The 24,869-nt window shown below is 71.8% G+C and carries 26 protein-coding genes and 1 riboswitch; of the genes, 14 read left to right on the forward strand and 12 right to left on the reverse strand.

Going from position 1 to position 24,869, the window contains the following annotated elements:
• Nucleotides 1-31 precede the first annotated feature (31 nt).
• Complete coding sequence (locus tag ACGFYQ_RS24115; protein ID WP_393747075.1) at nucleotides 32-1,429, forward strand: PLP-dependent aminotransferase family protein; 1,398 nt, start codon at nucleotides 32-34, stop codon at nucleotides 1,427-1,429.
• A gap of 49 nt (nucleotides 1,430-1,478) precedes the next feature.
• Here the strand turns inward: ACGFYQ_RS24115 and ACGFYQ_RS24120 are convergent, their stop codons facing one another.
• The gene (locus tag ACGFYQ_RS24120; RefSeq protein ID WP_393747077.1) at nucleotides 1,479-4,226 is read right to left on the reverse strand and encodes a PKD domain-containing protein; all 2,748 of its coding nucleotides are present in this window, start codon (nucleotides 4,224-4,226) and stop codon (nucleotides 1,479-1,481) included.
• Nucleotides 4,227-4,438: 212 nt separating this feature from the next.
• Nucleotides 4,439-5,284: a hypothetical protein gene (locus ACGFYQ_RS24125; protein ID WP_393747142.1), complete on the reverse strand. Its 846-nt coding sequence runs from the start codon at nucleotides 5,282-5,284 to the stop codon at nucleotides 4,439-4,441.
• A gap of 111 nt (nucleotides 5,285-5,395) precedes the next feature.
• On the opposite strand from ACGFYQ_RS24125, the gene ACGFYQ_RS24130 reads away from it, so the two are divergent.
• Both ACGFYQ_RS24130 and ACGFYQ_RS24135 read left to right on the forward strand, forming a co-directional pair.
• A complete protein-coding gene (locus tag ACGFYQ_RS24130; protein WP_393747079.1) occupies nucleotides 5,396-5,713 on the forward strand; it encodes a hypothetical protein in 318 nt (105 codons plus the stop codon).
• A 6-nt stretch (nucleotides 5,714-5,719) separates the two neighbouring features.
• Nucleotides 5,720-6,922 carry a glutathionylspermidine synthase family protein gene (locus ACGFYQ_RS24135; protein ID WP_393747081.1) on the forward strand — a complete coding sequence of 401 codons (1,203 nt, stop codon included), beginning with the start codon at nucleotides 5,720-5,722 and terminating at the stop codon, nucleotides 6,920-6,922.
• Nucleotides 6,923-7,124: 202 nt separating this feature from the next.
• On the opposite strand, the gene rocD is transcribed toward ACGFYQ_RS24135, so the two are convergent.
• Nucleotides 7,125-8,330: an ornithine--oxo-acid transaminase gene (gene rocD / locus ACGFYQ_RS24140; protein WP_393747083.1), complete on the reverse strand. Its 1,206-nt coding sequence runs from the start codon at nucleotides 8,328-8,330 to the stop codon at nucleotides 7,125-7,127.
• 109 nt (nucleotides 8,331-8,439) lie between these two features.
• Nucleotides 8,440-8,530: riboswitch (ZMP/ZTP riboswitch) on the forward strand.
• Between the two features lie 34 nt (nucleotides 8,531-8,564).
• On the opposite strand from rocD, the gene glyA reads away from it, so the two are divergent.
• The 4 genes from glyA (at nucleotide 8,565) to ACGFYQ_RS24160 (ending at nucleotide 12,946) form a co-directional block, all read left to right on the forward strand.
• Entirely contained in the window at nucleotides 8,565-9,848 is a 1,284-nt protein-coding gene (gene glyA / locus ACGFYQ_RS24145) for a serine hydroxymethyltransferase (RefSeq protein WP_393747085.1), read from the forward strand.
• 302 nt (nucleotides 9,849-10,150) lie between these two features.
• Nucleotides 10,151-11,164, forward strand: a complete 1,014-nt coding sequence (gene trpS / locus ACGFYQ_RS24150) for a tryptophan--tRNA ligase (protein ID WP_393747087.1) — start codon at nucleotides 10,151-10,153, stop codon at nucleotides 11,162-11,164.
• A gap of 95 nt (nucleotides 11,165-11,259) precedes the next feature.
• Nucleotides 11,260-11,850 carry a 2'-5' RNA ligase family protein gene (locus tag ACGFYQ_RS24155; RefSeq protein ID WP_393747089.1) on the forward strand — a complete coding sequence of 197 codons (591 nt, stop codon included), beginning with the start codon at nucleotides 11,260-11,262 and terminating at the stop codon, nucleotides 11,848-11,850.
• 166 nt (nucleotides 11,851-12,016) lie between these two features.
• A complete protein-coding gene (locus ACGFYQ_RS24160; protein WP_393747091.1) occupies nucleotides 12,017-12,946 on the forward strand; it encodes a YihY/virulence factor BrkB family protein in 930 nt (309 codons plus the stop codon).
• A gap of 131 nt (nucleotides 12,947-13,077) precedes the next feature.
• Here ACGFYQ_RS24160 and ACGFYQ_RS24165 read toward each other — a convergent pair whose 3' ends face one another.
• Nucleotides 13,078-14,457, reverse strand: coding sequence for a D-alanyl-D-alanine carboxypeptidase family protein (locus ACGFYQ_RS24165; RefSeq protein WP_393747093.1), 1,380 nt, complete (start codon nucleotides 14,455-14,457; stop codon nucleotides 13,078-13,080).
• Here ACGFYQ_RS24165 and ACGFYQ_RS24170 point away from each other — a divergent pair.
• From ACGFYQ_RS24170 to ACGFYQ_RS24180, 3 genes are read left to right on the forward strand one after another with little or no spacing between them, the layout of a single operon-like run.
• Nucleotides 14,456-14,716: an SCO4848 family membrane protein gene (locus tag ACGFYQ_RS24170; protein ID WP_393747095.1), complete on the forward strand. Its 261-nt coding sequence runs from the start codon at nucleotides 14,456-14,458 to the stop codon at nucleotides 14,714-14,716. The genes ACGFYQ_RS24165 and ACGFYQ_RS24170 overlap by 2 nt on opposite strands.
• Nucleotides 14,713-16,080 carry a metallophosphoesterase gene (locus tag ACGFYQ_RS24175; RefSeq protein ID WP_393747097.1) on the forward strand — a complete coding sequence of 456 codons (1,368 nt, stop codon included), beginning with the start codon at nucleotides 14,713-14,715 and terminating at the stop codon, nucleotides 16,078-16,080. The genes ACGFYQ_RS24170 and ACGFYQ_RS24175 overlap by 4 nt, the downstream gene beginning before the upstream one ends.
• A gap of 24 nt (nucleotides 16,081-16,104) precedes the next feature.
• A complete protein-coding gene (locus ACGFYQ_RS24180) occupies nucleotides 16,105-16,230 on the forward strand; it encodes a zinc ribbon domain-containing protein (protein WP_393747144.1) in 126 nt (41 codons plus the stop codon).
• Nucleotides 16,231-16,303: 73 nt separating this feature from the next.
• On the opposite strand, the gene ACGFYQ_RS24185 is transcribed toward ACGFYQ_RS24180, so the two are convergent.
• The 4 genes from ACGFYQ_RS24185 to ACGFYQ_RS24200 form a co-directional block, all read right to left on the reverse strand.
• Complete coding sequence (locus ACGFYQ_RS24185; protein WP_393747099.1) at nucleotides 16,304-17,044, reverse strand: TetR family transcriptional regulator; 741 nt, start codon at nucleotides 17,042-17,044, stop codon at nucleotides 16,304-16,306.
• A gap of 11 nt (nucleotides 17,045-17,055) precedes the next feature.
• A complete protein-coding gene (locus ACGFYQ_RS24190) occupies nucleotides 17,056-17,487 on the reverse strand; it encodes a thiol-disulfide oxidoreductase DCC family protein (RefSeq protein WP_393747101.1) in 432 nt (143 codons plus the stop codon).
• A 4-nt stretch (nucleotides 17,488-17,491) separates the two neighbouring features.
• Nucleotides 17,492-17,896 carry a hypothetical protein gene (locus tag ACGFYQ_RS24195; RefSeq protein WP_393747103.1) on the reverse strand — a complete coding sequence of 135 codons (405 nt, stop codon included), beginning with the start codon at nucleotides 17,894-17,896 and terminating at the stop codon, nucleotides 17,492-17,494.
• Between the two features lie 69 nt (nucleotides 17,897-17,965).
• On the reverse strand, nucleotides 17,966-18,352 hold the full coding sequence (locus ACGFYQ_RS24200) for a hypothetical protein (protein ID WP_393747105.1): 387 nt from the start codon (nucleotides 18,350-18,352) through the stop codon (nucleotides 17,966-17,968).
• Between the two features lie 150 nt (nucleotides 18,353-18,502).
• Between ACGFYQ_RS24200 and ACGFYQ_RS24205 the strand changes: the two genes are divergently transcribed.
• Together ACGFYQ_RS24205 and ACGFYQ_RS24210 are read left to right on the forward strand one after the other, a co-directional pair.
• Nucleotides 18,503-19,267: a helix-turn-helix transcriptional regulator gene (locus ACGFYQ_RS24205; RefSeq protein WP_393747107.1), complete on the forward strand. Its 765-nt coding sequence runs from the start codon at nucleotides 18,503-18,505 to the stop codon at nucleotides 19,265-19,267.
• Nucleotides 19,264-19,503: a DUF397 domain-containing protein gene (locus ACGFYQ_RS24210; protein ID WP_393747108.1), complete on the forward strand. Its 240-nt coding sequence runs from the start codon at nucleotides 19,264-19,266 to the stop codon at nucleotides 19,501-19,503. The genes ACGFYQ_RS24205 and ACGFYQ_RS24210 overlap by 4 nt, the downstream gene beginning before the upstream one ends.
• Here the strand turns inward: ACGFYQ_RS24210 and ACGFYQ_RS24215 are convergent.
• Nucleotides 19,481-20,212 (reverse strand): hypothetical protein, encoded by a 732-nt coding sequence (locus ACGFYQ_RS24215; protein WP_393747110.1) that lies wholly within the window; start codon nucleotides 20,210-20,212, stop codon nucleotides 19,481-19,483. The two genes, ACGFYQ_RS24210 and ACGFYQ_RS24215, sit on opposite strands and share 23 nt — an antisense overlap.
• Nucleotides 20,213-20,287: 75 nt before the next feature.
• Here ACGFYQ_RS24215 and ACGFYQ_RS24220 point away from each other — a divergent pair, with 75 nt between their 5' ends.
• Nucleotides 20,288-20,662 (forward strand): VOC family protein, encoded by a 375-nt coding sequence (locus tag ACGFYQ_RS24220; protein ID WP_393747112.1) that lies wholly within the window; start codon nucleotides 20,288-20,290, stop codon nucleotides 20,660-20,662.
• Nucleotides 20,663-20,688: 26 nt separating this feature from the next.
• Here the strand turns inward: ACGFYQ_RS24220 and ACGFYQ_RS24225 are convergent, their stop codons facing one another.
• Entirely contained in the window at nucleotides 20,689-21,510 is an 822-nt protein-coding gene (locus ACGFYQ_RS24225; RefSeq protein WP_393747146.1) for a helix-turn-helix transcriptional regulator, read from the reverse strand.
• Between the two features lie 141 nt (nucleotides 21,511-21,651).
• On the opposite strand from ACGFYQ_RS24225, the gene ACGFYQ_RS24230 reads away from it, so the two are divergent.
• Nucleotides 21,652-23,079: an MFS transporter gene (locus ACGFYQ_RS24230; RefSeq protein ID WP_393747114.1), complete on the forward strand. Its 1,428-nt coding sequence runs from the start codon at nucleotides 21,652-21,654 to the stop codon at nucleotides 23,077-23,079.
• Here ACGFYQ_RS24230 and ACGFYQ_RS24235 read toward each other — a convergent pair.
• Together ACGFYQ_RS24235 and ACGFYQ_RS24240 are read right to left on the reverse strand one after the other, a co-directional pair.
• On the reverse strand, nucleotides 23,076-23,729 hold the full coding sequence (locus tag ACGFYQ_RS24235) for a Uma2 family endonuclease (RefSeq protein ID WP_393747116.1): 654 nt from the start codon (nucleotides 23,727-23,729) through the stop codon (nucleotides 23,076-23,078). The genes ACGFYQ_RS24230 and ACGFYQ_RS24235 overlap by 4 nt on opposite strands.
• Nucleotides 23,730-23,804: 75 nt before the next feature.
• Complete coding sequence (locus tag ACGFYQ_RS24240) at nucleotides 23,805-24,569, reverse strand: alpha/beta fold hydrolase (protein WP_393747118.1); 765 nt, start codon at nucleotides 24,567-24,569, stop codon at nucleotides 23,805-23,807.
• Between the last annotated feature and the right edge of the window lie 300 nt (nucleotides 24,570-24,869).

A 24,869-nucleotide genomic window follows, 5' to 3' on the forward strand; every position in this document is an offset into this window, starting at 1 on the left:
GGCGGGCGGCCCACCGATATGGTCCATATCCATGACGGAATCCTGGGCCACTTTCGGTGCCGACCTGCATCTGGACCTCTCCGCCGGACGCGGGCTGCGCGCCGGGCTCGTCGAGGCGCTGCGCGAGGCCGCGCGCAGCGGGCGGCTGGCGGCCGGGACCCGGCTGCCGTCCTCCCGCTCGCTCGCCGTCGACCTGGGGATCGCCCGGAACACCGTCGCGGAGGCCTATGCCGAGCTCGTCGCCGAGGGCTGGCTGACGGCCCGCCAGGGCTCCGGGACCCGGGTCGCGGAACGGGCCCGGCCGCGCCGGACCGCCGTGCCCGCCCGCGTACGGCGTCCCGCGCGCCAGGGGCCCTCGTACAGCCTGCGGCCGGGCTCCCCGGACGTGGGCGCCTTCCCGCGCGCGGCCTGGCTGTCGGCGGCCCGGCGGGCGCTGACGGACGCCCCGAACGAGGCCTTCGGGTACGGGATCGACGGCCGCGGCCGGCCCGAGCTGCGCGAGGCGCTGACCGGGTACCTGGCGCGGGCGCGCGGGGTGTACGCGGACCCGGACCGGATCGTGCTGTGCGCGGGCTTCGCGCACGCGCTCACGCTGCTGGCACGGGTGCTGCGGGCGCGGCGGGTACGGGAGGTGGCGGTGGAGGGGTACGGCCTGGACATCCACCGGAACCTGCTCACGGCGGCCGGGCTGCGGACGCCGCCGCTGGGCGTGGACGGGGAGGGGGCCCGTACGGGGGAACTGGGCGCGGGGCCGGGCGCGGTGCTCCTGACCCCGGCGCACCAGTTCCCGACGGGAGCGGCCCTGACCCCGGCCCGCCGGGCGGCGGCGGTCGACTGGGCCCGCACCACCGGCGGGCTGATCCTGGAGGACGACTACGACGGGGAGTTCCGCTACGACCGCCAGCCGGTCGGCGCCCTGCAAGGGCTCGACCCGGACCGGGTCGTGTACCTCGGTACGGCCAGCAAGTCGCTGGCGCCGGGGCTGCGCATGGGCTGGATGGTGGCCCCGCCGGGGCTCGTGGACGAGGTCCTGGCCGTCAAGGGCATGAGCGACCGGACCTCCAGCTCGCTGGACCAGCTCACGCTGGCGGAGTTCATCACCTCCGGGGCGTACGACCGCCACGTGCGCGGCATGCGCCTGCGCTACCGGCGCCGCCGGGACGAGCTGGTGGCGGCGGTGGCCGGCCGGGTGGTGGGCGTGTCCGGGATCGCGGCGGGCCTGCACGCGGTGCTGGACCTCCCGGCGGGGACGGAGCGCGCGGTGCTCCAGTCGGCGGCCTGGCAGGACCTGGCTCTGGAGGGCCTGGCCGGCTTCCGCCACCCGCAGGCGTCGCTGCCGCCGCGCGACGCGCTGGTCGTCGGCTACGGAACCCCGTCGGACAGCGCGTGGACCCCGACCCTGGCGGCCCTGGCGGCGGCGCTTCCGTAGCAATGGCCCGGCCGGACACCTGTCCGCCGGGCCATTGCCACGCGTGGGGTCAGCCCTGGGTGAAGTAGCCGAGCAGGTCGGTGATCACGTGGGTGCTGCCGCCGTAGCTGTTGGAGATGCTGACGCGGCCGTCGGTGACGGGGGTGGTGACGTGGTTGGGGACGGTCTCACCGGGGCGGGTGTTGAGGCTGCTGGCCTCGGGCCGGGTGGTGCCGTGCCCGTAGACCGTGAGGAAGCCGGGGCCGGTGGACTCGGTGGCGGTGACGTTCAGGGCCGCGCCGATGGCGCCCGCGGGCAGGCCGGTGACGGTGGTGGTCGCGCCGGGGTTCAGTTTGCCGGTGGTGCGGGTGTCGGCGAGGCGTTGGGGGACGGCGGGGGTGAAGAGGGTTTTGCCGTCGTTGGCGTAGTAGCCGACCGCGTCCAGGATGAGGTGGGTGGAGCCGGTGTTGGTGTAGAGGGTGATGGTGCCGTTCGGGCCGACGGGGACGATGGCCTGGTTGGACTTGTCCTTGCCGGGTTCGAGGTTGAGGTTCGAGGTGGTGGGTCGCTTGGCCGGGTCCGGGTAGGCGATGACGTGGCCGTTTTCGGTCGCGCCGGTGCCGGTCAGGTTGAGTGCGACGGCGGTGGCGTCGGCGGGGATGCCGTTGATGCCGGCGACCTTGACGGTGCGGGTCTGGCCGCCGCCGAGGGCGCCGCCCGTGGTCCGGGTGTCGGCGAGGCGGGTCGGGGCGATCGGGGAGAAGCGCTGTCCGGTGTTCGGCTGGTAGTAGCCGACGAAGTCGACGATCAGGGCGGCCTTGCCGGAGTTGAGCTGGGCGGAGACCTTGCCGTCGGCGCCGACGGGGACGGTGACGGTGTTGGAGGAGGTGCCGCCGGCCTTGATGTTGACGTTCGAGGTGACCGGGCGGGGCTGGCCGGAGGGCCAGACGCTGAGGTGGGTGTCCTCGGTGGCGCCGGTGACCGTCACGTTCAGGACCGCCGCGGACGCACCGCCCGAGCTGAAGCCCCCCGACCCGAAGGTGAGGACGGGCACGGGCACCGACGCGGGGGTGCCGTCCTGAAGCGGGGAGTTGGTGGTGCGGGTGTCCAGCACGCGGGACGGCTCGGTGGCCACGTACCCGGAAGCGGCGTAGTCGACCTTCACGGTCTTGCTGACCGTGGAGTCGGCGCCCTTGGAGTCACCCAGGCTGACCGTCACCGTGTAGGTGCCGGGCCGGCTGTAGGTGTGCTGGAAGCCGTCGAGGTGCTCGCTGTGCGCGTAGGTGCCGTCGCCGAAGGCCACCTGGGTGCGCTGCACCGGCCAGGGGGCGGCCGTCGCGTCCCGCGGGTCGATGTCGACCGTGAGCGGGGGAGTGAAGGCGCCCGCGCTGTCCGTACCCGGCAGGATGGGCGTCGCGGTGAAGCCCGCGGCGAGCGGCCCGGCCGCGGTCACCTTGGCCGTCTGCTCGCCGGACACCTGCTTCCCGACGGCGTTCACCGCCGTCACCTTGACCACGCACGAGCACGGCGAGGCGTAGGCGTGATCGGCGGTGCGCTCCTTGGTGACGACCGGAGCCGTCCCGTCGCCGAAGTCGTAGTGATAGGTGAGCGCGGCAGACCAGGGGCTGTCCGGGATCGCCTTCGCCTTCACCGTGGTGCCGACCGGTGCCCAGGCCTGTTCGAGCTCCACCCGGACGCCCCTGAGGTCGTCCTGCAGCTCACGGGCACCGCGGTCGATGAACCCGCCGTCCTTACCGGTGTTGGGCATGCGCGGGTCGTCCGCGACCGGCAGTCCGTTGAAGTCGGTGGGCAGCACGCCCGGCGCCGTCGGGTCCCCGGAGTCGATCGTGGGCGAGCCCTCCATCGCCCCGACGCCCAGGGGCGACGGGGCGAGGATGTCGTGCGCCCCCTGCCCGGTCGCCGCCTGGAACGCCGCCGCGCTCTGGTAGCCGGAGCCGGCCCACTTGTAGGCCACCCGGGCATCGGTGAACGGGCCGACGATCAGGTTGTAGTCGACGCGGGTGCCGGCCACCGCACTCGCCGACACCGCGATGCCGTTGCGCGGGTCCGGCTTGGGGCACGGGGCGTAGAGGTAGCCGAAGATCAGGTTGTTGAACACCGCGGAGCCCGGCGAGTCGCCGCCGAGCGAGACGGCCGCCTCGCAGTCGGGGTAGATCGTGTTGTTCGTGACGACCGTGGCGGGAGCGTCGATTACGTCGACCGACGACGTTCTGTAGCCGCGGATCTCGTTGCGGCTCAGCACGGTACCCCGCGACCCGCCCGCGATCCGGACAGGAGTGATCAGCGAACTCCGGCTGACGCGCACGTCCGTGCTTCCACCGTCGACCACGACGGCGGGATTTCCGGAGGCGTGGAGCCGGTCCAGCTCGATATCGGCGGACCGGCTGACCGCGACGCCGCTGGAGGTGCGCAGTCCGCGAACGACCACGTGGGAGGCGCCGCTGACGGTCAGGCCCTTGCCATCCGCCAGATACACCTGGTGAGAGGCTTCAGCCCCGTCGGCGACGAAGGCGATCGGCTTGCCCGGCTCCCCGGAACGGTCGATGGTGACGGCCTCGTCGTACGGCTTGCCCGTCTTGATCCGCACGGTCTGGCCCGGCGCGACGACCTTGGCCGCCGCCGAGATCGTGCAGAACGGCACGGCCTTCGAGCCGGAGCCGCTGTCCGTGCAGTTGGCGCCTTCGGCGTGGTTCACGTAGAGGTCGGACGGGGCCTCGGCGGCGGCCGCGGTGGCGGGCAGCCCGAGGAGGGCGACGAGACCTGCGGCGAGCAGGACCGTCGTACGAGTGGGACGCACCAGGAGGTTCCTTCGAAGAGCGACATGGGTTCAGGACGGGTGCGGCACTGCACGACGGATGCGCGGCCGGCTCCCCCCGGCGACGGTCGGCGCATGCGGACCCGTGTAGACAGCGATCATGATGCATCGGTCCGACAGCGCATGTCACCCGGGATGATCCGCCCCTTCCCCGGGAAGTGCCGGGCGCCCGACCCCGGTGCCCGGCGTCGACGTCATGCGGCCGGGGGTGCCGGCTCCGGCGCGACCCCCGGCGGCTCCCCGAAGCGGGCCAGCGCAAGGGCTCCGGCCACCGCCACCACGAAGCCCGTCACCGCCAGCCAGGCCAGGCCCTCCCGGGGGCGGTCGCCGAGGCAGACCACCCCCACCACCGCCGGGCCGACCGTCTCGCCGAGGACCAGGCCGGCCGTCGCCGCCGTCACCGAGCCGCGCTGCAGGGCCGAGGTGAGCAGCAGGAAGGCCGCACCACCGCCCAGCAGCAACGCGTACAGGGCGGGATTGCGCAGCTCGGCCGGTGAGAAGCCGTCGATCAGCCGGACCGCCACCTCCACCACCCCGAAGCCCGTCCCCGCGGCCAGACCCAGTACCAGCGCCCGCGGCCCGTCCGGGAGCCGGCCCGCCGCCGCGCCGACCAGCAGCACCAGTCCCGCCGCACCCAGCAGCCCCAGCTTCAGCGCGAGCGACCCCTCCCCCGAGCCCTCCTCCCCGGAGGCCAGCCCCAGCATCAGCAGCCCCGCGCACACCACCCCCACCGCGCCCCACTCCGTCCGGGACAGCCGCACCCGCATCAGCTTCGCCGCGACCACCGCCGTCACGGCCAGGCTCGCGGCCAGCGCGGCCCCCACCACGTAGATCGGGATGTGGCGCAGCGCGATGATCTGGAGCACGAAGCCCACCGCGTCCAGACCGAGCCCGGCCAGATATCGCCACTGCCGGACCGCCCGCATCAGCAGCGCCGGGTCCACCCCGGACCCCGTCCCCGGCTCCACGGCCCGCGACGCCACCGCCTGCAGAACGGACGCCGTACCGAAGCAGACCGCCGCGCCCAAGGCGCAAATCATCCCAATGAGCACGAACTGACTCTAGGTCACGGATCTCACGGCGGCCGGATTCCATCGGCCCGGGCCCCCGCTCTAGTCTGTCGGGAGCACGCCATAAGGGGAGCAGCAGACATGGACAGCAGCAGTAGCAGCAACAAGCGCCGGATGCGCTCCGGCGCCGTCGTCCTCGGCGGCATGGGCCTGCTCGCGGCCACGCTCGTGGCCTGCGGCAACAGCAACGAGCCGGACCGGCGCTGCGTCGACCGGAACACGCTGGACAAGCTGGACGACAAGTACTGCAAGAGCGGCAGCGGCAACAGCAGCCGGGGCACGTACTACTACGGCGGCACCGTCCGCAACGGCAAGGTCTCCGGCGGCAGCTTCGACAAGTCCGCCGTCACCCGCGGCGGCATCGGCGGGCACAGCAGCTCCGGCTCCAGCGGCGGCTGAGCACCCGTGGAGCGGCACACCATCGAGCCCCGCCCCGACTGGCAGAAGACGGTCGAGGAGCAGGGGCTGATCTACCCCCTCACCCGCTACCCCGACGACTCCCTGCGCCCCTACTGGGACGAGAGCGCCTACTACTCCTTCTCCCTTCCCGAGGTCGAGGCGCTGGAGAACGTCGTCGAGGAACTGCACGCCATGTGCCTGGCCGCGGCCGCGCACATCGTCGAGCACGACCGTTTCGCCGACCTCGGCATCACCGACCCGAAGCTCGCCGCGCTGATCGCCGAGTCCTGGCGCCGCCGTGCCGAACAGCCCTCCCTGTACGGCCGCTTCGACCTGCGCTACGACGGCACCGGCAGCCCGGCCAAGATGCTGGAGTACAACGCCGACACCCCCACCTCCCTCGTGGAGGCGGCCAGCCCGCAGTGGTTCTGGATGGAGGAGCGCTTCCCGGGCGCCGACCAGTGGAACTCCCTCCACGAGCGCCTCGTCGACGCCTGGCGCCGGCAGGCCGAGCTGCTCCCGCCCGGTCCGCTGCACTTCGCGCACTCCGAGACCGACGAGCTCGGCGAGGACCTGATGACGGTCGCCTACCTCCAGGAGACCGCGGAGCAGGCCGGCCTGGACACCCAGGCCCTGTCCGTGGAGCAGATCGGCTGGGACAGCCTGTCCGGCCGGTTCGTCGACGAGAAGCTCCGCTTCATCCGCTCCTGCTTCAAGCTCTACCCGTGGGAGTGGCTGGCCACCGACGAGTTCGCCCCGCAGGTCCTCGGCACGTACGACCACGGCGGCGGCTCCGGCACCACCTGCTGGATCGAGCCGCTGTGGAAGATGCTGCTGTCCAACAAGGCGCTGCTTGCGATCCTGTGGGAGCTCTTCCCGGAGCACCCGAACCTGCTGCCCGCCTACCTCGACGGCCCGCGCGAGCTGGCGGAGCCCGGAGCCGAGGGCTACGCGGCCAAGCCGCTGCTGGGCCGCGAGGGCGCCGGGGTCACCCTCCACCCGGCGGACGGCACCGGCGAGCCGTTCACACCGGAGGAGGGCGAGCGGTACTGCTTCCAGGCCCTGGCCCCGCTGCCCGACTTCGACGGCAACCGGGTGGTGCTCGGCGCGTGGGTCGTCGAGGACGAGGCGGCGGGGCTCGGCATCCGCGAATCGGCGGGGCCGGTCACGGACGAGTACGCCCGCTTCCTGCCCCACGTCATCTTGTAGGCCTAGGGAGTGTCGTCAAAGTAGCGTCGGCCGCCCGGAGGGCGGGGCCGGCGGGGTCTGGTGCGTGCGATCGCAAGGCGGAGGAGGGAGCCCATGCGGAGCATCGACGACCGACGACAACGCGGCTGGGGGTCCCCCCGGACGGAGTCTGGGGGAGTGCGTGCCAGACCCCGCCGGCCAGACGGGACTTTGACGACACGACCTAGGCGGCGAGGAGGGACCTGAGCTGGTCCAGACCCCAGTCCAGGTCCTCCTTGCTGATCACCAGCGGCGGGGCGATCCGGATCGTGGACCCGTGGGTGTCCTTCACCAGGACGCCGAGCTCCATCAGCTTCTCGGAGATCTCCCGTCCGGTCCCGCGCGACGGCTCGATGTCCACGCCCGCCCACAGCCCCCGCCCGCGTACGGCGGTCACCGCGCCCCCGCCGACCATCAGGTTCAGCTCCCGGTGCAGGTGGTCGCCGAGCTCGGTGGCGCGCTGCTGGTACTCGCCCGTCCTGAGCATCGCCACGACCTCCAGGCCGACGGCGCACGCCAGCGGGTTCCCGCCGAAGGTGGACCCGTGCTCGCCCGGCCGGAACACCCCGAGCACGTCCCGGTCGGCGACGACGGCCGAGACCGGCACCACCCCGCCGCCGAGCGCCTTGCCGAGGATGTACAGGTCGGGGACGACCCCCTCGTGGTCGCACGCGAAGGTCCTGCCCGTGCGGCCCAGCCCCGACTGGATCTCGTCCGCCATGAAGAGGACGTTCCGCTCGCGCGTCAGCTCCCGTACGCCCTTCAGGTATCCGGCGGGCGGCACCAGCACCCCGGCCTCGCCCTGGATCGGCTCCAGCATCACGGCGACGGTGTGCGCGGTCACCGCCGCGTCCAGCGCGGTCAGGTCGCCGTACGGGACGATCTCGAAGCCGGGGGTGTACGGGCCGTAGTGGTCGCGCGCCTCGTGGTCCGTGGAGAAGGAGACGATCGTCGTCGTACGGCCGTGGAAGTTGTTCGCCGCGACCACGATCTTGGCGTGGCCGTCCGGGACTCCCTTGACCTCGTAGCCCCACTTGCGCGCGGTCTTCACGGCCGTCTCCACGGCCTCCGCGCCCGTGTTCATGGGCAGCACCATCTCCTTTCCGCACAGCGCGGCGAGCTCGGTACAGAAATCGGCGAAGCGGTCGTGGTAGAAGGCGCGCGAGGTGAGCGTGACCCGGTCCAGCTGCGCGCGGGCGGCGTCGAGCAGACGGCGGTTGCCGTGCCCGAAGTTGAGCGCCGAGTAGCCGGCGAGCATGTCCAGGTAGCGGCGGCCCTCCACGTCGGTCATCCACGCGCCTTCCGCGGTGGCGACGACCACGGGCAGCGGATGGTAGTTGTGCGCGCTGTGCGCTTCGGCGGAGCGGATGGCATCAGCAGTTGTCGACACGGGGTCTCCGATCGTCCGTCAGGCCTGTGACGAGGGTGGCGTCACTGTCCATCCTCGCTCGTATAACGGACGGAGAAACCTTTCTTGTGGCGCGCCCGCTAAGGTGGGGAATACGCACGGCGACTGGCGTACGGAGAACCAACTCCGGGGGAGTCGTGCGCGCTCGACCGCACACAGGGCCGCTCGCCTGGGCCTCGCGGGGTACCGATCACATCGACCCCGGAGGAGCCCGCCATGTCCGCGAGCCACCGTCCCGCCCCTCTCGTCCATCCCGCCCTTGCCGCGACCGACCCCGAACTGGCGTCCTTCGTCGCGGCGGAGGAAGTGCTCCAGGCGGAGACCCTGCGCCTGATCCCGAGCGAGAACTACGTGTCCGCCGCCGTGCTCGAAGCCTCCGGCACGGTGCTGCAGAACAAGTACAGCGAGGGCTACCCGGGCCGCCGCTACTACGAGGGCCAGCAGAACATCGACCGCGTCGAGGCCCTCGCCGTCGAGCGGGCCAAGGGCCTGTTCGGGGTGGACCACGCCAACGTCCAGCCGTACTCCGGCTCCCCGGCGAACCTGGCCGTCTACCTGGCCTTCGCGAAGCCGGGCGACACGGTGATGGGCATGGCGCTGCCGATGGGCGGGCACCTGACCCACGGCTGGGGCGTCTCGGCGACGGGGTCGTGGTTCCGGGGCGTGCAGTACGGCGTCCGCGCGGACACGGGGCTCATCGACTACGACGCCGTACGCGACCTCGCCCTGGCGGAACGCCCCAAGCTGATCTTCTGCGGTGGTACGGCGCTGCCGCGCACGATCGACTTCGCGGCGTTCGCGTCCATCGCCGAGGAGGCGGGCTCGGTCCTCGTCGCGGACGTGGCGCACATCGCGGGCCTGATCGCGGGCGGGGCGCACCCGTCCCCGGCGGGGCACGTGGACGTGATCTCCACGACCACGCACAAGACCCTGCGCGGTCCGCGCGGCGCGATGCTGATGTGCCGCGAGGAGCACGCGAAGGCCATCGACAAGGCCGTGTTCCCCGGCCTCCAGGGCGGGCCGCACAACCAGACGACGGCCGGTATCGCGGTGGCGCTGCACGAGGCGGCGCAGCCGTCGTTCGTCTCGTACGCCCACGCGGTCGTCGCCAACGCGAAGGCGCTGGCGGCGGCGCTGCTGGAGCGGGGCTTCGACCTGGTCTCGGGCGGTACGGACAACCACCTGATCCTGATCGACCTGACGGGCAAGGCGGTGGCGGGCAAGGTCGCGGCCAGGGCCCTCGACCGGGCGGGGATCGTGGTGAACTACAACACGGTCCCGTTCGACCCCCGCAAGCCGTTCGACCCGTCGGGCATCAGGATCGGCACCCCGTCCCTGACGTCGAGGGGGCTGTCCACGGAGCACATGCCGGTGGTGGCGGACTGGATCGCGCGGTCGGTGGACGCGGCCGCCAAGTCCGACGAGCCGGGCCTGGCCGCCGTCCGCGCGGAGGTCACCACCCTGATGTCGGCCTTCCCGGCCCCGGGCCTCCCCCTCTAGCCGCCTCCCCGGGCTCCGCCCGCGCCTCAAACGCCGGCGGGGCTGGGTCGTGCCCGGCGGCACCCGCACCGACGGGGCGGAGCCGTACCCAGCCCCGCCGGCGTTTGAGGCGCCGGGGCCGGGCAGCGCCCGGGGGCTACGGCTTCGCGGCGGCGGGGAAAGCGGTCGCTCGGCCGGGGCAAGATCCGGCCGGGCCGCTACCGCCCGGTACCCCGGCAGGGCAACGGCACGGACGCCGCGACCCGGAAGGATCCGGCCAGCGGCGGGCCCGAGCCCGCCCCCGCACCTGAGAGAATGAAGCCATGGCTTCTGATCGTCCTCGCGCGCTCTCCGGCATCCAGCCCACCTCCGGTTCGTTCCACCTCGGGAACTACCTCGGAGCCATCCGCCAGTACGTCGCCCTGCAGGAGACGCACGACGCGTTCTACATGGTCGTCGACCTGCACGCGATCACCATGCCGCAGGATCCGAAGGATCTGCGCGCCAACACCCGGCTCTCCGCCGCGCAGCTCCTCGCCGCGGGTCTGGACCCCGAGCGCTGCACGCTCTTCATCCAGAGCCACGTGCCCGAGCACGCGCAGCTCGGCTGGGTCATGAACTGCATCACCGGCTTCGGCGAGGCCAGCCGGATGACCCAGTTCAAGGACAAGTCCGCCAGGGGCGGCGTCAACAACGCCACCGTCGGACTGTTCACGTACCCGATCCTCCAGGTCGCCGACATCCTGCTCTACCAGGCGAACTCGGTCCCCGTCGGCGAGGACCAGCGCCAGCACATCGAGCTGACCCGCGACCTGGCCGAGCGCTTCAACCAGCGCTTCGGGCAGACCTTCACCCTCCCCGCCGCGCACATCGTCAAGGAGGTCGCGAAGATCTACGACCTCCAGGACCCGGCGATCAAGATGTCGAAGTCCGCGTCCTCCCCCAAGGGCCTGATCAACCTCCTCGACGAGCCCAAGGTCACCGAGAAGAAGATCAAGAGCGCGGTCACCGACACCGAGGCCGAGGTCCGCTTCGACACCGAGAAGAAGCCCGGCGTCAGCAACCTGCTCACGATCTACTCCACCCTCACGGGCGAGACGATCGCCGCCCTGGAGGCGAAGTACGAGGGCAAGGGCTACGGCGCGCTGAAGACGGACCTGGCCGGCGTGATGGTCGATTTCGTCACACCGTTCAAGCGGCGCACCCAGGAATACCTGGACGACCCGGAGACGCTGGACTCCATCCTGGCCAAGGGCGCGGAGAAGGCCCGCGCGGTCGCCGCCGAGACCCTGGCGCAGACGTACGACCGCCTCGGTTTCCTGCCCGCGAAGCACTGACGCGCGATCGAACGACAGACGGCCCTGGCGATACCGGGGGTGCTGCCGCCACACTGGGGCGGCAGCACCCATGCAGACAAGCGGAGGAGAGATACGTGGGGACCGTAACGCTCGGCGTTTCGATCGCGGTCCCGGAGCCGTACGGCAGCCAGCTCCAGGAGCTGCGCGCCGGCTTCGGGGACGCCGCCGCGCACGGCATCCCCACGCACGTCACCCTCGTCCCGCCCACCGAGGTGGAGGCGGACCGGCTGCCGGAGATCCGCGCCCACCTGGCCGCGGTCGCGGCCGCCTTCCACGGTTTCCCGATGCGGCTGGCGGGGACGGGAACCTTCCGTCCCCTCTCGCCGGTCGTCTTCGTCCAGGTCGTCGAGGGCGCCGCGGGCTGCACCCGCCTCCAGGGCGAGGTCCGCGACCCCGACGGGCCGCTCAGCCGCGAGCTGGCCTTCCCGTACCACCCCCACGTCACGGTCGCCCACGGGATCTCCGAGGAGGCGATGGACCTGGCGTTCACCGCCCTCTCCGAGTACGCCGCCGAGTGGGTCTGCGAGGGCTTCGCGCTCTACGAGCAGGGCTCGGACGGGGTCTGGCGCAAGCTGCGCGAATACCCTTTCGGGACGGGCCCGACGACCGGGGTCCCGGCGCAACTGGGCTCACCCACTGACGAGACCGTACGCCGCCGCTCCTGACGGAGCGGCCGCAGGGCCTGGTGGGTGCGGAACCTGAGCCTGCGCAGGACCAGGGTGTGGAACGGACGGTCCGTCCGGGGCACTTCGCGAAAAGTCACAATCGACGACCGTAGTGCCCGAAAGCGACAATCCCGGCTATTTCCGGCAGCTCAATTACGGTGACCCCATGGACTGGCTGACGAAACTCCCGGTGATCGGGTCACTGGCGGCGCGTCTCATGCGGACCCACGCGTGGCGTTCGTACGAACGTCTCGACCGCGTCCACTGGACCCGGCTCGCCGCGGCGATCACCTTCATCAGCTTCCTCGCGCTCTTTCCGCTGATCACCGTGGCCGCCGCCGTCGGCGTGGCGCTCCTCAGCCAGGAGCAGCTCGACCGGCTCCAGAAGAGCCTCTCCGAACAGGTCCCCGGCATCTCCGACCAGCTCGACCTCGACGCTCTCGTCGCGAACGCGGGCACGGTCGGCCTCGTCGCCGGCGCCCTGCTGCTCTTCACCGGCATCGGCTGGGTGGGCTCGATGCGGGACTGCCTGCGCGCGGTGTGGGAGAAGGACGACGAGGACCAGGAGAACCCGATCGTCCGCAAGGGCAAGGACGGGCTGGTGCTCCTCGGCCTCGGCGGCGCGGCCCTGGCCTCGGCCATCGCCTCGATCTTCGGCGCCAGCGCCGTCGGGAAGTCCGCCGAGTGGCTGCACATCCCGCGCGAGGGCGCGGGCGGCGCGCTGCTGCGCACGGCCGCCTTCCTCGTCGGCGTCGTGGCCGCGTTCCTGCTTCTGCTCTACCTGCTGACCCTGCTCCCCGGCGTCGAACCGCCGCGCGGCCGCCTGATCCAGGCGGCCCTCATCGGCGCGGCGGGCTTCGAACTGCTGAAGCTCCTGCTCAGCGGCTACATGCGGGAGGTCGCGACGAAGAGCATGTACGGGGCCTTCGGCGTGCCGATCGCCCTGCTGCTCTGGATCAACTTCACGGCGAAGCTGCTGCTCTACGTCTCGTCCTGGACGGCGACCCGCGACGACGCGGACGGCGACGGCAAGGAGGACCCGGAGCCGGAGCCGGAGCCGGAGCCCGATCCGGGCCCCACCCCGGCCCGCGCCTAGGGCGATTCCCGTTCGGGTGAATTCACGGATCGGGCACGGTTCACCGAGCGCACGTTCTGACCGAACGGTCCGGACCGGTCCGGGCAGGTCCGGGCAGGTACGAGCCCGGACCGGCTCGGTCGGGCCCGGGCTTACACCAGGTCCTCGCCCCGCCCCCGGCGGCCGCGGGGCCAGCGGCGGTTGACCACGAAGGCGCCGCCCGCCAGGAGCGCCAGCGCACCGCCCGCGACACCGAGCGCGGTGCCGAAGCCGCCGCCCGAGCCGCCGCCGGCCGCCGCCGCGTTGTTCTCGTGGGACTGGGCGGGCGAGCCGTGGGGACTGGTGTCCGCGCTCTTCGGCGGCACCAGCTCGCCCACCGGCTTGACCTTCCCGGCCGCCGCGAACCCCCAGTCGAAGAGCGCGGCGGTCTCCTCGTACACCGAGTTGATGCCGCCGGCGCCCGGGTTCATCACCGTGACCAGCAGCTTCCGCTTGCCCTGCTGAGCGGCGCCGGTGAAGGTGGAGCCCGCCATCGTGGTGTTGCCGTTCTTCACACCGGCGATGCCCTTGTACGGGGAGATGCCGCCGGCGCCCGTCATGAGCCGGTTGGTGTTCTGGATCTCGAAGTACTCACGCGGCTTCCCGGCCTCCTGCTTGCCGGGGAACTTCGCCGAGACCGTGCCGCAGTACTCCCGGAAGTCCTGCTTCTGCAGCCCGGAGCGGGCGATGAGGGTGAGGTCGTACGCGCTCGACACCTGCTCCGGGGCGTCGTACCCGTCGGGCGAGATCACATGGGTGTCCAGGGCCTGCAGTTCCTCGGCGTGGGCCTGCATGTCCTTGACGGTCTTCCCGATGCCGCCGTTCATGGCCGAAAGCACGTGCACGGCGTCGTTCCCCGACCGCAGGAACACCCCGAGCCACAGGTCGTGGACGCTGTACTCGAGGTCCTCCTTGACCCCGACCAGGCTGCTGCCCGGCCCGACGCCGTCCATGTCCTTGTCGGTGACCTTGTGGACCTGGCTCTTGGGGAGGCCCGGCAGCACCGTGTCCGCGAAGAGCATCTTCATGGTGGAGGCCGGGGGCAGCCGCCAGTGCGCGTTGTGCGCGGCCAGGACCTCGCCGGACTCCGCGTCGGCCACGATCCACGACCGGCCCGTGAGGTTCGTGGGCAGGGCGGGCGCACCCGGCAGCAGGTTCACCTGGGTCCCCGGCTGGCCGAGCAGGGATCCGCCGACCGTGGACATCGACGCGGGGGGTGCGGGTGCCGCCGGCGCGTTCGGAGTCTTCGGCCCCTTCCCGTCGGCCGGCGGCGCGGGCGGGTTCGGCGAGGCGTGCGCGGGGGCCACGAGCATCGCGGGGACCAGGAGCGCGGCGGAAAGGACCGTCAGCGCGGTCTTCTTTACAGACACGCAGGTGAAAGTACCTCCCGATGGGCTGGATACCGTCGCGGACCGGCCAATGCGGCGAAACGACCGCCGGGACAGCCCACCCCGGCGCGTCCGTCCCGGGGACGAATCCGATACTGGGGGCATGAAACTCAGCCGTGCCGCCTCCTGGTTCCTGCTCGCCTTCGGAGTGTGGAGCTGGTTCATCTGGGTGTCTTTCGTCCGGAACCTGTGGAAGGACGGCAGCGGGCTGGCGTTCGACGCGGCGGGCGACCCGACGGCCTACTTCTGGGTGCACCTGACGCTCGCGGTGACGTCCTTTCTCCTGGGGACGGCCGTCGGTGTGATCGGGTTGCGTGGGGTCCGCGCCCTGCGGCGTGAATCACGTACCGGGTCGAACGCGTGAGAATCGCCCTCTTCGCGCTGGTCGCGCTCCTGGTCCTCGCGCTGCTCGTCCTGGTCCACCGGTGGCTCTGGATCCGTCTGGTCCGCGACACCACCGCCCCCGGCGGCCTGCCCCGCCGCATCGGCACTGCCCTCACCATCGCCCTGCCCCTCCTCTCCGTGGCCGCACTGACCACGGGCCGCGCCGGAGCCCCTTTCCGCCTCCAGCAGGCGGTGGCCTGGCCGGGGTTCCTCTGGCTCGCGGTGCTCCTGTACCTGACCCTGACGATGCTGCTCGCGGAGCCCGTCCGCGCGCTGCTGCTCCGCCGTCCGGCCCACGGGATCCCCTCCGATTCAGCCCCGCCGGCGTTTGAGGCGCAGGCGCGAAGCGCCCGTACGGGGTCCGGGGCGGAGCCCCGGTTGCGGGAAGGGGCGGGGAAGGGGAAGGCCCCGCAGGGCACCGGCACGGGCACGGGCACGGGCACCGGCACGGGCACGGACGACCCGGCACCCGCCCCGCAGAGCCCCGGCTCCGGGCCGACCGAACCCGACGGACTTCTGCTGAACCGCCGGAGGTTCGTCGCGCGAGCGATCGGCGGGGCGGCCGCCGCCGTGGCCGTCGGGACCGTCGCGAACGGCGCGTACGGGGTCCTGCGCGGCCCCAGCGTCCGCCGGGTCCAGGTCCCCCTGGCCAAGCTGCCGCGCGCCGCGCACGGCTTCCGGATCGCCGTCGTCAGCGACGTCCACCTCGGCCCGGTCCTCGGCCGCGCCCACACCCAGCGCATCGTCGACACCGTCAACCGCACCCAGCCCGACCTCATCGCCATCGTCGGCGACCTCGTCGACGGCAACGTCCACGACCTCGGGCCCGCCGCCGAACCGCTGCGCCGGCTCAGCGCCCGCCACGGCGCGTACTTCGTGACCGGAAACCACGAGTACTTCTCCGGCGCCCAGCAGTGGGTGGACCACGTCCGCGAGCTCGGCCTCACCCCGCTGGAGAACGCCCGCCGCGCGCTCCCGTACTTCGACCTCGCCGGCGTGAACGACATCGCGGGCGAGAGCGAGGGCCACGGCCCCGACTTCCGGGCGGCCCTCGGCGACCGGGACCGGACCCGCACCGCCGTGCTCCTCGCCCACCAGCCCGTCGTCATCCACGACGCCGTCCGGCACGGCGTCGACCTCCAGCTCTCCGGCCACACCCACGGCGGCCAGCTCTGGCCCGGCAACTACCTCGCCGAGCTCGCCAACCCCACCGTCGCCGGCCTGGAACGCTACGGCGACACCCAGCTCTACGTGTCCCGCGGAGCGGGCGCATGGGGGCCGCCGGTCCGGGTGGGCGCGCCGTCCGACGTCACCGTCGTCGAACTCGCCTCATATCGGGCCTGACCACCCCGAACCGTCAGCGAACCGCTGAGCCGGCCCACCCAGGAGAAGTTCCACTGCGTCCTGTGCGGCCAGACCGCGCACGCCGACACAGTGGGCGCCCTGAACGTTCTACGGGCCGGGCTGGTCCGCCGCGAAGCCCAACCGGCATAGCGAGAAGCCCCCTCGTGGGAACTCAACTGGCTGTAGTCCTACGAGGAATCCGGGCCTACGCGGAATCCCGGACCTACGCGGGGTCCGGATTCCGATCGGGGTCCGAGGCCCGCTTGCGGGCACTCGCCGTAGCCGTCTGCGCCATGCCGGGCAGGAAGTCCGCGAACAGCTCGTGCACTTCGCGCACCAGCGGCCGCAGCACCTTGAACCGGGCCAGCACGATGCCCCGCGTCGTCAGCTGCGCGCCGCGCTCCGCGAGCCGCCGCGTCTTCTCGCTGTTCGGCGAGCGGTCGAAGACCCAGTACAGGACCAGACCCATCTGCGAGAGCCACATCAGCTCCGGCAGTACGTCGGCCAGCTCGGCCGGCACCTTGGTCTTCGCCCCCGCCAGCACCTCGCGGTGGATGTCGATGGCCGCCTGCCGCGCGTCCTCCGACTCCGGCGAGAAGGGGCTGAGCGGACTTTCGGGGTCCGCGGCGTTCTTGAAGAACTGGGAGGCGAACTCGTGATACGGAGCCGCGATGTCCATCCAGCTCGTCAGCACGCCCGCGAGCCTCTTCTGCAAATCGGTCTCGCTGTCCAGGATGGGCCGGACCGCCGCCTGGTGAGCGGCGCCGATCCGGTCGTAGAACCCCTGGACGAGGTGTTCCTTCGATTCGAAGTAGTAATAGGCGTTGCCGACCGAGACACCGGCCTCCTTCGCGATACCCCGCATCGTCGTCTTGTCGAAGCCGCGCTCCTGGAAAAGACGGAGCGCGGTTTCGAGGATGAGCGTGCGGGTCTGCTCGCTCTTGGGAGCCTTCTGATCAGTCACGGTGCACGAGCCTATCGGGGGACGGAGCAGTGGTCGTCACAGGCCGGTTCGTCCGGGGCCTGCGGATCCCCCTCGGTCCGTACCGCCTGACGCCACTTGGCGGCCGTGTACATGGCGGCCCGGGCGAAGGGCCGTCCGGCGGGCGTGGCCAGCCAGTTGGCCCTCGGCCGGTGCTCGGCCAGCGCCCACAGGCACACGATGAAGGCGTCCGTCCCGGTCCACACCTGCCCGGAGTCCCCGATGACGGTGATCTCCTTCAGCGTCGACGCGTGGTCGAGCCGGGGGAACCGCCGCCGCGCCTCGTACGACGCGGCGGGGACCAGGGCGAGCGGGACCAGCCAGTGCTGTTCCATCAGCCAGTGCCGGATGTGTACGCAGAGCGGGCAGTTCGCGTCGTACAGGACGGTCAGCTCGCGTACCGCTCCCGAGCCCGAGGTGGCCACGGCCTCAGGCCCCGGCCGGAGCGGTCCACCCCTGCGGGGCGACGGGCGGAGTCTGCTGACGCTCCATGATTCCCCGACGGCGCATCTTGTTGAGGACCCAGACGTTGCCGAGGTGCATGACACCGAGGACCAGCAGGACGACACCGAGCTTGACCGAGAGCGCCTCGAAGAGGTGGCGGGCCTGGACTATCTCCTCGCCCGACCGCAGGTAGAGGGTCACGAAGCCGATGTTCACGAGGTAGAAGCCGACCACGAGCAGCTGGTTGACGGCGTCCGCGAGCTTCTCGTTCCCCGCCAGGACGTCGCCGATGAAGACGCGGCCGTTACGGCTGAGCGTACGGGCGACCCAGACGGTGAGCCCGATGCTGATGAGCAGGTAGATGACGTACGCGACCACGGTGAGGTCCATTGCCCCAGCCCCCTTGAACATGTTCAATACTGCTGACAGGGATGACTGTAGGGCTTTTTTTGAACAGGTTCAAGCGAATGTCTTCTCCAGCATCCCCGGATCCACGAAGGGCGCCGTCCGCGTCGGCACCGACCGCCACGCGAGCGGCCACGTGGTCCCGTACAGCGCGGGCACGCCGACGTACGCGGTGGCGTAGCGGGTGCGCGAGGTGTACCGCTGTGTGTACGAGGGCCAGCTGTGCTCCCGCGCGGTGCCGGGCGGGAGCAGGAAGTGCATCCACCGGAAGCCGTTGAGCTCGTAGACGATCGGCCCGGCGTCGCCATCGGTGAGCCGGCACAGCTGCTCGGCGGTCTCCTCGCCGAGCTGTCCCTGAATGCGCAGGGCGTCGAAGTGCACACCCGCGAGGCGGAGCTGGAAGCCGGCCTCGGGGACCCAGTCGGGGATTTCGTCGTTCATGGGGCACAGGGTGGCGGCTCGGCCCTAGCCTGGAACAGTAGTCGCGCCGTCACGGACGGCGATCCGTGAAGGGCTGTGACGCCGGTGTCCGAGGCCGTGAACCCCAGTGAACCCCTCCCGTCACCGCTGCGGCGAGGACTCGGCGCGCAGATGCGGACGCTGCGCGAGAAGCGCGGGGTCTCGCGGCAGGAGCTGGGCGGCCGGACGAACTTCTCGTCGTCGGCGATCGGGGCGTTCGAGCGCGGCGACCGGGCGATGGAACCGGGGATGATCGAGCGGGTCGACGAACTGCTCGCAGGAGAAGGGCTGCTGAAGGCGGTACTGCCGTACCTGGAGGAGGAGGGGCGGTACGCGCCGCAGTTCCGGGACTTCGCGCCGATCGAGAAGAAGGCGGTGAGTCTGTGGGTGTACTCGACGCACGTGCTGCACGGCCTGCTCCAGACGCCGACATACGCCCGCCAGGTCTTCGAGGACCATTGGCCGCCGGTGGACCCGGCGGAGATCGAACGCCGCCTGGAGGACCGCATCGGCCGCCAGGCACTGCTTCACCGTGACCCGCCTCCGGCGCTGTGCTTCCTCCTGGAAGAGACTTTCCTCCTGCGTCGGATCGGCGGAGAGGTGGCTTGGCGCGAGCAGCTCCAACACCTGCTGGAATGCGGTCGATTAGCGCATGTGCGGATCCAGCTGATCCCTGTGGAGTGCGAGGAGACCCTTGGTTCGGAAGGCCCGATGACGATCGCGGAGACGCCGGAGCACCGAATGTTCGGCTATGTCGAAGGCCAGGGCCAGAGCTGGGTGATCTCGGAGCGGAAAGTGGTCAGCGAGATGGTTCAGCGCCATGCGAACATTCGAGGGGCGGCGCTGAGCCCGAAGGAATCGGCGCGCCGGATCGAGCGGCTGCTAAGGGAGCGATGAGCATGGAACTGGCCTGGTTCAAAAGCAGTTACAGCGGCGGCTCCGGCGGCGAGTGCATAGAAGTAGCCCTGGCCTGGCACAAGAGCAGCTACAGCGGTGGTGACGGCGGCGAGTGCGTAGAGGTCGCCGCCTGCCCCTCCGCCGTCCACGTCCGCGACTCCAAGGACACCACCCGCCCCGCCCTCACCCTCACCCCCGCGGCCTGGGCCGCCTTCACGGCGCAGGCGTCGGCCTAGGTTCCACCCACAGGGCCTCGGCGAAGGCGCAGAGGTCGCCCGTCGCCGTGGCCAGGGCCGTGCCCGCCCGGTACTTGCGGCCCTCGGACCCGAGCATCCAGGCGTACGAGACCAGGCCCGTGCCGACGGGGACCGGCCGCAGCAGCCGTGCGGACAGCGAGGCCGTGACGGCGCCCGCCGGGCGGTCGTCGAGCAGGCGTCCCGCCGCGTTCCCCGGGCAGTCCAGCGCGCCCCACACCAGCTCGGGCGGCAACATGCCGTCCGGACCGCCGAGTTCGACGGCCGGGGTCCAGGCCGTGGCGACCATGGCGCCGCCCGGTACCGGGCCGCAGTGCAGGCGCAGTCCCGTGGAGGGCGTACGGTCCAGGCCGCAGCCGAAGCAGTCGGTCGACCCGTCCGGCGGGGCCGCCCGGTAGGCGTCGGCCGCTGCCGAGGCCACCGTCCAGGAGGGCGCGTCCGGTACGTCCGTGTCCAGCTCGGCGGGTGTCGCGGCGGCCAGCAGCAGCTCACCGGCGGTCAGTTCGGCGCCCCCGCCCGCCGCCTCGGTGAGCCGGACCGGCCCGCCGGTCGGTACGGGCCGCCTGAAGTCCACCCGTACGGTCTTCGCGGTCGCCCGCCCGGCGAGCACGCCCGCCACATAGCCGCCGAACGCGACTCCCGGATATCCGCAGAGGTGGTCGGCAACCGTGATCGTCTCGAAGTCGGTCATGGCCCCACTCCATCACAGAGAGCCTCCGGTCCAAATCGTTGGACAGGTGTCGAGGGCCTGGCCGATAGTGCGCCCATGGCTTCTCTCGTACGACACATCACCATCGACTGTTCCGACGCCTATCGCCTGGGGCAGTTCTGGGCCGGCGTCCTGGACGGCACGATCTCCGACGAGGACTTCCCCGGCGACCCCGAGGCGCTGGTCACGGCGCCCGGCTCGGCGCTGCTGTTCGTCACGGTGCCCGATGTCAAGACCGTCAAGAACCGCGTCCACCTGGACGTGCAGCCGCAGGACCGGACGCGCGACGAGGAGGTGGAGCGCATCGTCGCCCTGGGCGCCACCGTCGTCGGCGATCACCGCAAGGCCGACGGCGCCGGCTGGGTGACCCTCGCCGACCCCGAGGGCAACGAGTTCTGCGTCGAGCGCAGCGCCGCCGAGCGGACGAAGTGACCTCGGACTGAACAGGCGGAGGGGGCTCAGCCGGCGATCGGGTACATCGACCCGCGCCGGCCCTCCGGCGACGTCAGCCACTCCAGCTTCTCCGCCGTCTCGGTGCCCGGCAGCGGGGTGTGGAGCACGATCGCCAGGTCGGGGCGGGCCGGCACGCGCAGCTGGGTCGACTCCACGTGCAGCGTGCCGACGACCGGATGGTCCATCTGCTTCCGGAGCTGGCCGCCCGGCTCGACGTCGCGGCGCTCCCACAGCTCGGCGAACTCCTCGCTGAGCTCCCGCGCCTCCTCGACCACGGCCCGGAACCCCTCGTCGTTCGGACGCTCCGAGCAGGCCGCCCGGAACTGGGCCACCACGTTGCAGGCGACCTCGTCCCAGTGCGGGGAGCGGGCCCGGTAGATGGGGTCGGTGAAGAAGGCGATCAGGCAGTTCTGCACGATCTCCGGGCGCATCCCGAAGACGAGCGCGGCCGCGTCGTTGTACATCACCGTGTTCCAGTAGGCGTCCATGATGTGCGCGGGGAACGGCATCCAGGCGTCGATCAGCCGCTTCAGGCCCTGGCACATGTCCCGGTCGGCCGGGGCGACCTCCAGGGCGGGCGGATTGAGCCCGGCGAGGACGTACAGGTGCCGGCGTTCGGCGCTGGTGAGCTTCAGTACGCGGCCCACCGAGTCCAGGACCTGCGAGGACACGGTGATGTCGCGGCCCTGCTCCAGCCACTGGTACCAGGAGACCCCGACCCCGGCGAGGACCGCGACCTCCTCCCGGCGCAGGCCCGGTGTGCGACGGCGGGCCCCGCCGTCCGGCAGGCCCGCCTCGGTCGGGGTGATGCGGGCCCGTCTGCTCATGAGGAACTCGCGCAGTTCGGTCCGCCGGTGCTCGTCGATCCGCGTCGCCACGAAGTCCCCCTGTCAGGCTGCCTGGTGGTGCCGCCAACAGGATAAGTTCCCTCTCTGCACGGACATTCCCGGGCCGCGAGGGTAGTGGCCATGGCGATCGACACACAGACGACAACGACCGGGCCGCGCACGGCGGCCCCCGCGAACCCCGAGGACGCCCAGCTCTCCGGCCGGGCCAAGCTGGTCCTCTTCGTGCTCTGCGCCGCCCAGTTCATGGTGGCGCTCGACTTCTCCGTACTGAACGTGGCCCTGCCGGTGCTCGGCAAGGACCTGGGGCTGAGCCAGTCCGCCCTCCAGTGGGCGGTCACCGCGTTCGCGCTGCCGTCCGGCGGCTTCCTGCTCCTCTTCGGCCGGATCGCCGACCTGTACGGCCGCAAGAAGCTGTTCCTGACCGGCCTCGTGCTCTTCGGCGCGGCCTCGCTGCTCGCGACCCTCGCCTGGGACCCGGCGTCCTTCCTGACCGGGCGCGCCCTCCAGGGGCTGGGCGCGGCGGTCATCGTGCCGACCGGCATGTCCTTGCTGACCACGACCTTCCCCGAGGGGCCGCTGCGCGACAAGGCGCTCGGCATCTCCGGCACCCTGCTGTCCCTCGGCTTCACCATCGGCATGGTGCTCGGCGGTGTCATGACCGACACCCTGGGCTGGCGCTCCACGATGGGCCTGCTCGCGGTCGCCGCGGCGGTCGTCCTGGTCCTCGCCCCCGGGCTGCTCCCGGAGTCCCGTACGCCCGAGCGGCCGCGACTGGACGTGCCCGGGGCGGTCACCGTCACCGGCGGTCTGCTCGCGCTGATCTACGCCCTGTCGACGGCGGCCCAGCGGGGCTTCGGCGACGTGGACGTCTGGGGCACGCTGGTGGTCGGGATCGGGCTGCTCGCCGCGTTCGTGGTGGTGGAGTCGAAGGCCGCGGCGCCGCTGGTGTCGCTGCCGATGCTGAAGCGGCGCACGGTCGCGTGGGGCAACATCGCCGGGCTGGTGACGTTCTCGATGATGTCGACGGTCGTCTTCGTACTGACCCTCTACCTCCAGGAGACGCTGGAACTGTCGTCCTTCCGGACGGGCCTGGTGTTCGGCGTCCAGGGCGTCGCGTCCGTCGTCGCCGGCTCGTACGCCCCGAGGTTCATCGGCCGCTTCGGCGCGCGTCGGGTCCTGGTCGGATCGCTGCTCGGCCAGGGGTTGCTCGGGACCGCGCTGCTGGCGGTGGGCACGGACTCCGGCGCGCTGCTGGCGACCGCGGCCGTCTCGCTGGCCAGCATGTGCCACCTCGGCGCGATCATCTCGTACGGACTGGTCGTGACGAGCGGCGTGCCCGACGAGGAGCAGGGCCTGGCGACCGGCCTGGTCACCACCACCCAGCAGGTCGGCCTCACGATCGGCATCCCGCTGCTCGGCGTCCTGGCCACCACCCAGGCCTCGCTCTTCGACGGGGTCCGGACGGTCCTGGCGGCCGACGCGGCGATCGTCCTCGCGGCGGCGCTCCTGGTGGGCGTCGGCCTGGGCCTGAGCCGCAAGCGCGGCTAGGCCTCCGGTGCGGGCGGCGCGGCCTTCTTCCGGGGCTGCGGCCGGCCCGCCGCCAGAAGCTCCTCCACGTCGAGGGTGACCTTGGCGCCGATGGAGTCGGGGAGGGTGGCGAGCTCGCCGGGTGCGTAGACCCGATGGGTGCTGTAGTCGCCGTCCTCGGGATCGGTCAGCACGTGGAGCCGCTGGTGCTGGCGGTTCACGATGACGTAGACCGGTACCGCGGCGCTCGCGTAGGCCCCGACCTTGGAGCGCAGGTCGGTGTTGTAGTTGCTCGACGTCACTTCGAGGACGAGGCGGAACACGACCGGGTCATAGCAGTTGTTCCTGACGAGGTGCTCATCGCTGTCCGCGTCGATCACGACGAGGTCCGGGATGGCGTAGTCCTCCGGTCCACCAGGCAGCCATAGCCCGATGCCCTGATGCACCTCGGTTTCACCGTCGTCCAGGCCTGCGGCGACGAACGGACGGGTGATCTTGTTCAGCACCCTGGAATGGGGTAGGTCCGCCGGCGGCGTCACGGTGAGCTGACCTCCGATGATCTCGACACGGTAGCCAGGGGCCTGCTCCATGAGCCTGTTGGCCGCTTCGAGCAGGGGCAGCGGCCGGTCCTCGTTCGGGTACGCGGAGTACTCGACGGGTGCTGCGGACATCTCGGGCCTCCCGTGGGCTGGGTCGAGAGCATCATCGTAGGACCGGGGCACGCGCGCGTCCCGTAAGCGCCCGCTTCACCGGATCGGGTGGAGGAACTTCCGCAGCAGGTCCGTGATCTCCGCGGGGCGCTCCAGCGAGGGCAGGTGGCCCGCCCAGGGGAGCTCCAGGTGGCGGGCGCCGGGGACGAGCGCCGGGAGTTCGGCGGCGATGCGGCGGAAGCCGGGGAGGTCGTGGGCACCGCCGACGGCGAGGGTCGGGGCGGTGACGGCGGCGAGGTCGATGTCCGGCTCGGGGAGTTCGTGGTCCTCGGTGAGGTGCACGGAGCCCTGGAAGTTCCGCAGCTGCATGGCCCGTACGAGGGCGTGCGCGGCCTCGTCGGCGTCCGGGCCGAGCCACGTACGGGCGTTCAGTGCGGCCGCGCCCTCCAGGTCGCCGGCCTCCAGCAACGCGTCCTCGGCGGCGCCGAACTCCCGCACCTCCGGCCCCTCGGGCCGGTGGCCCGGTCGGCCCGCGCAGAGCAGGGCGAGGCGGGTCACCCGGTCCGGGTGCAGGGCGGCGATCCCCAGGGCGACCCGGCCGCCGTAGGAGGAGCCGACGAGCGCTGCGCGCTCGATGCCGAGCCGGTCCAGCAGCGCGACGACGTCACCGTCGTCGCTGTACGGGCCCTGCGCGGCGGGGGAGTCCCCGCAGGTCCGGAAGTCGGGCCGGACCACCCGGAACCCGTCCTCGACGAGGGCCTCGTACTGGGCGTCCCACATCCGCCGGTCGCAGACGGAGGAGTGAAGGAGGACGACGGCGGGGCCGTGGAGGGGGCCGTCCACATCAAAGGAAATGATCACGAGGTGATCCTGGCGGGGCGGGGGCGTGGTCTGCCACTGCGTTTCGGGGTGGGGGTGGGGGCGGGGGCGGGGGCGGGGGCTTCGGGGGCGGGACCTCGGCTGGCGGTGTCAGGGACGTTGGGCGGGAGCTTCGGCGGGGCGGGACCTCAGCGGGGCGGGATCAGGGGCGCTGGTCGGGGGCTTCGGATGGTCGGGAGCCACTGATTCGGGATCAGAGTGGGGCTGGGGGTTTCCCGTCCGTCCCATCGTCTTCCGGGTCGGGCCGGTCCCTCAAGGGCGCTCCTTCGTCGCGTCGCTTCG

This window comes from Streptomyces sp. NPDC048258 (assembly GCF_043201995.1).
In the GTDB taxonomy this organism is placed as follows: Bacteria; Actinomycetota; Actinomycetes; order Streptomycetales; family Streptomycetaceae; genus Streptomyces.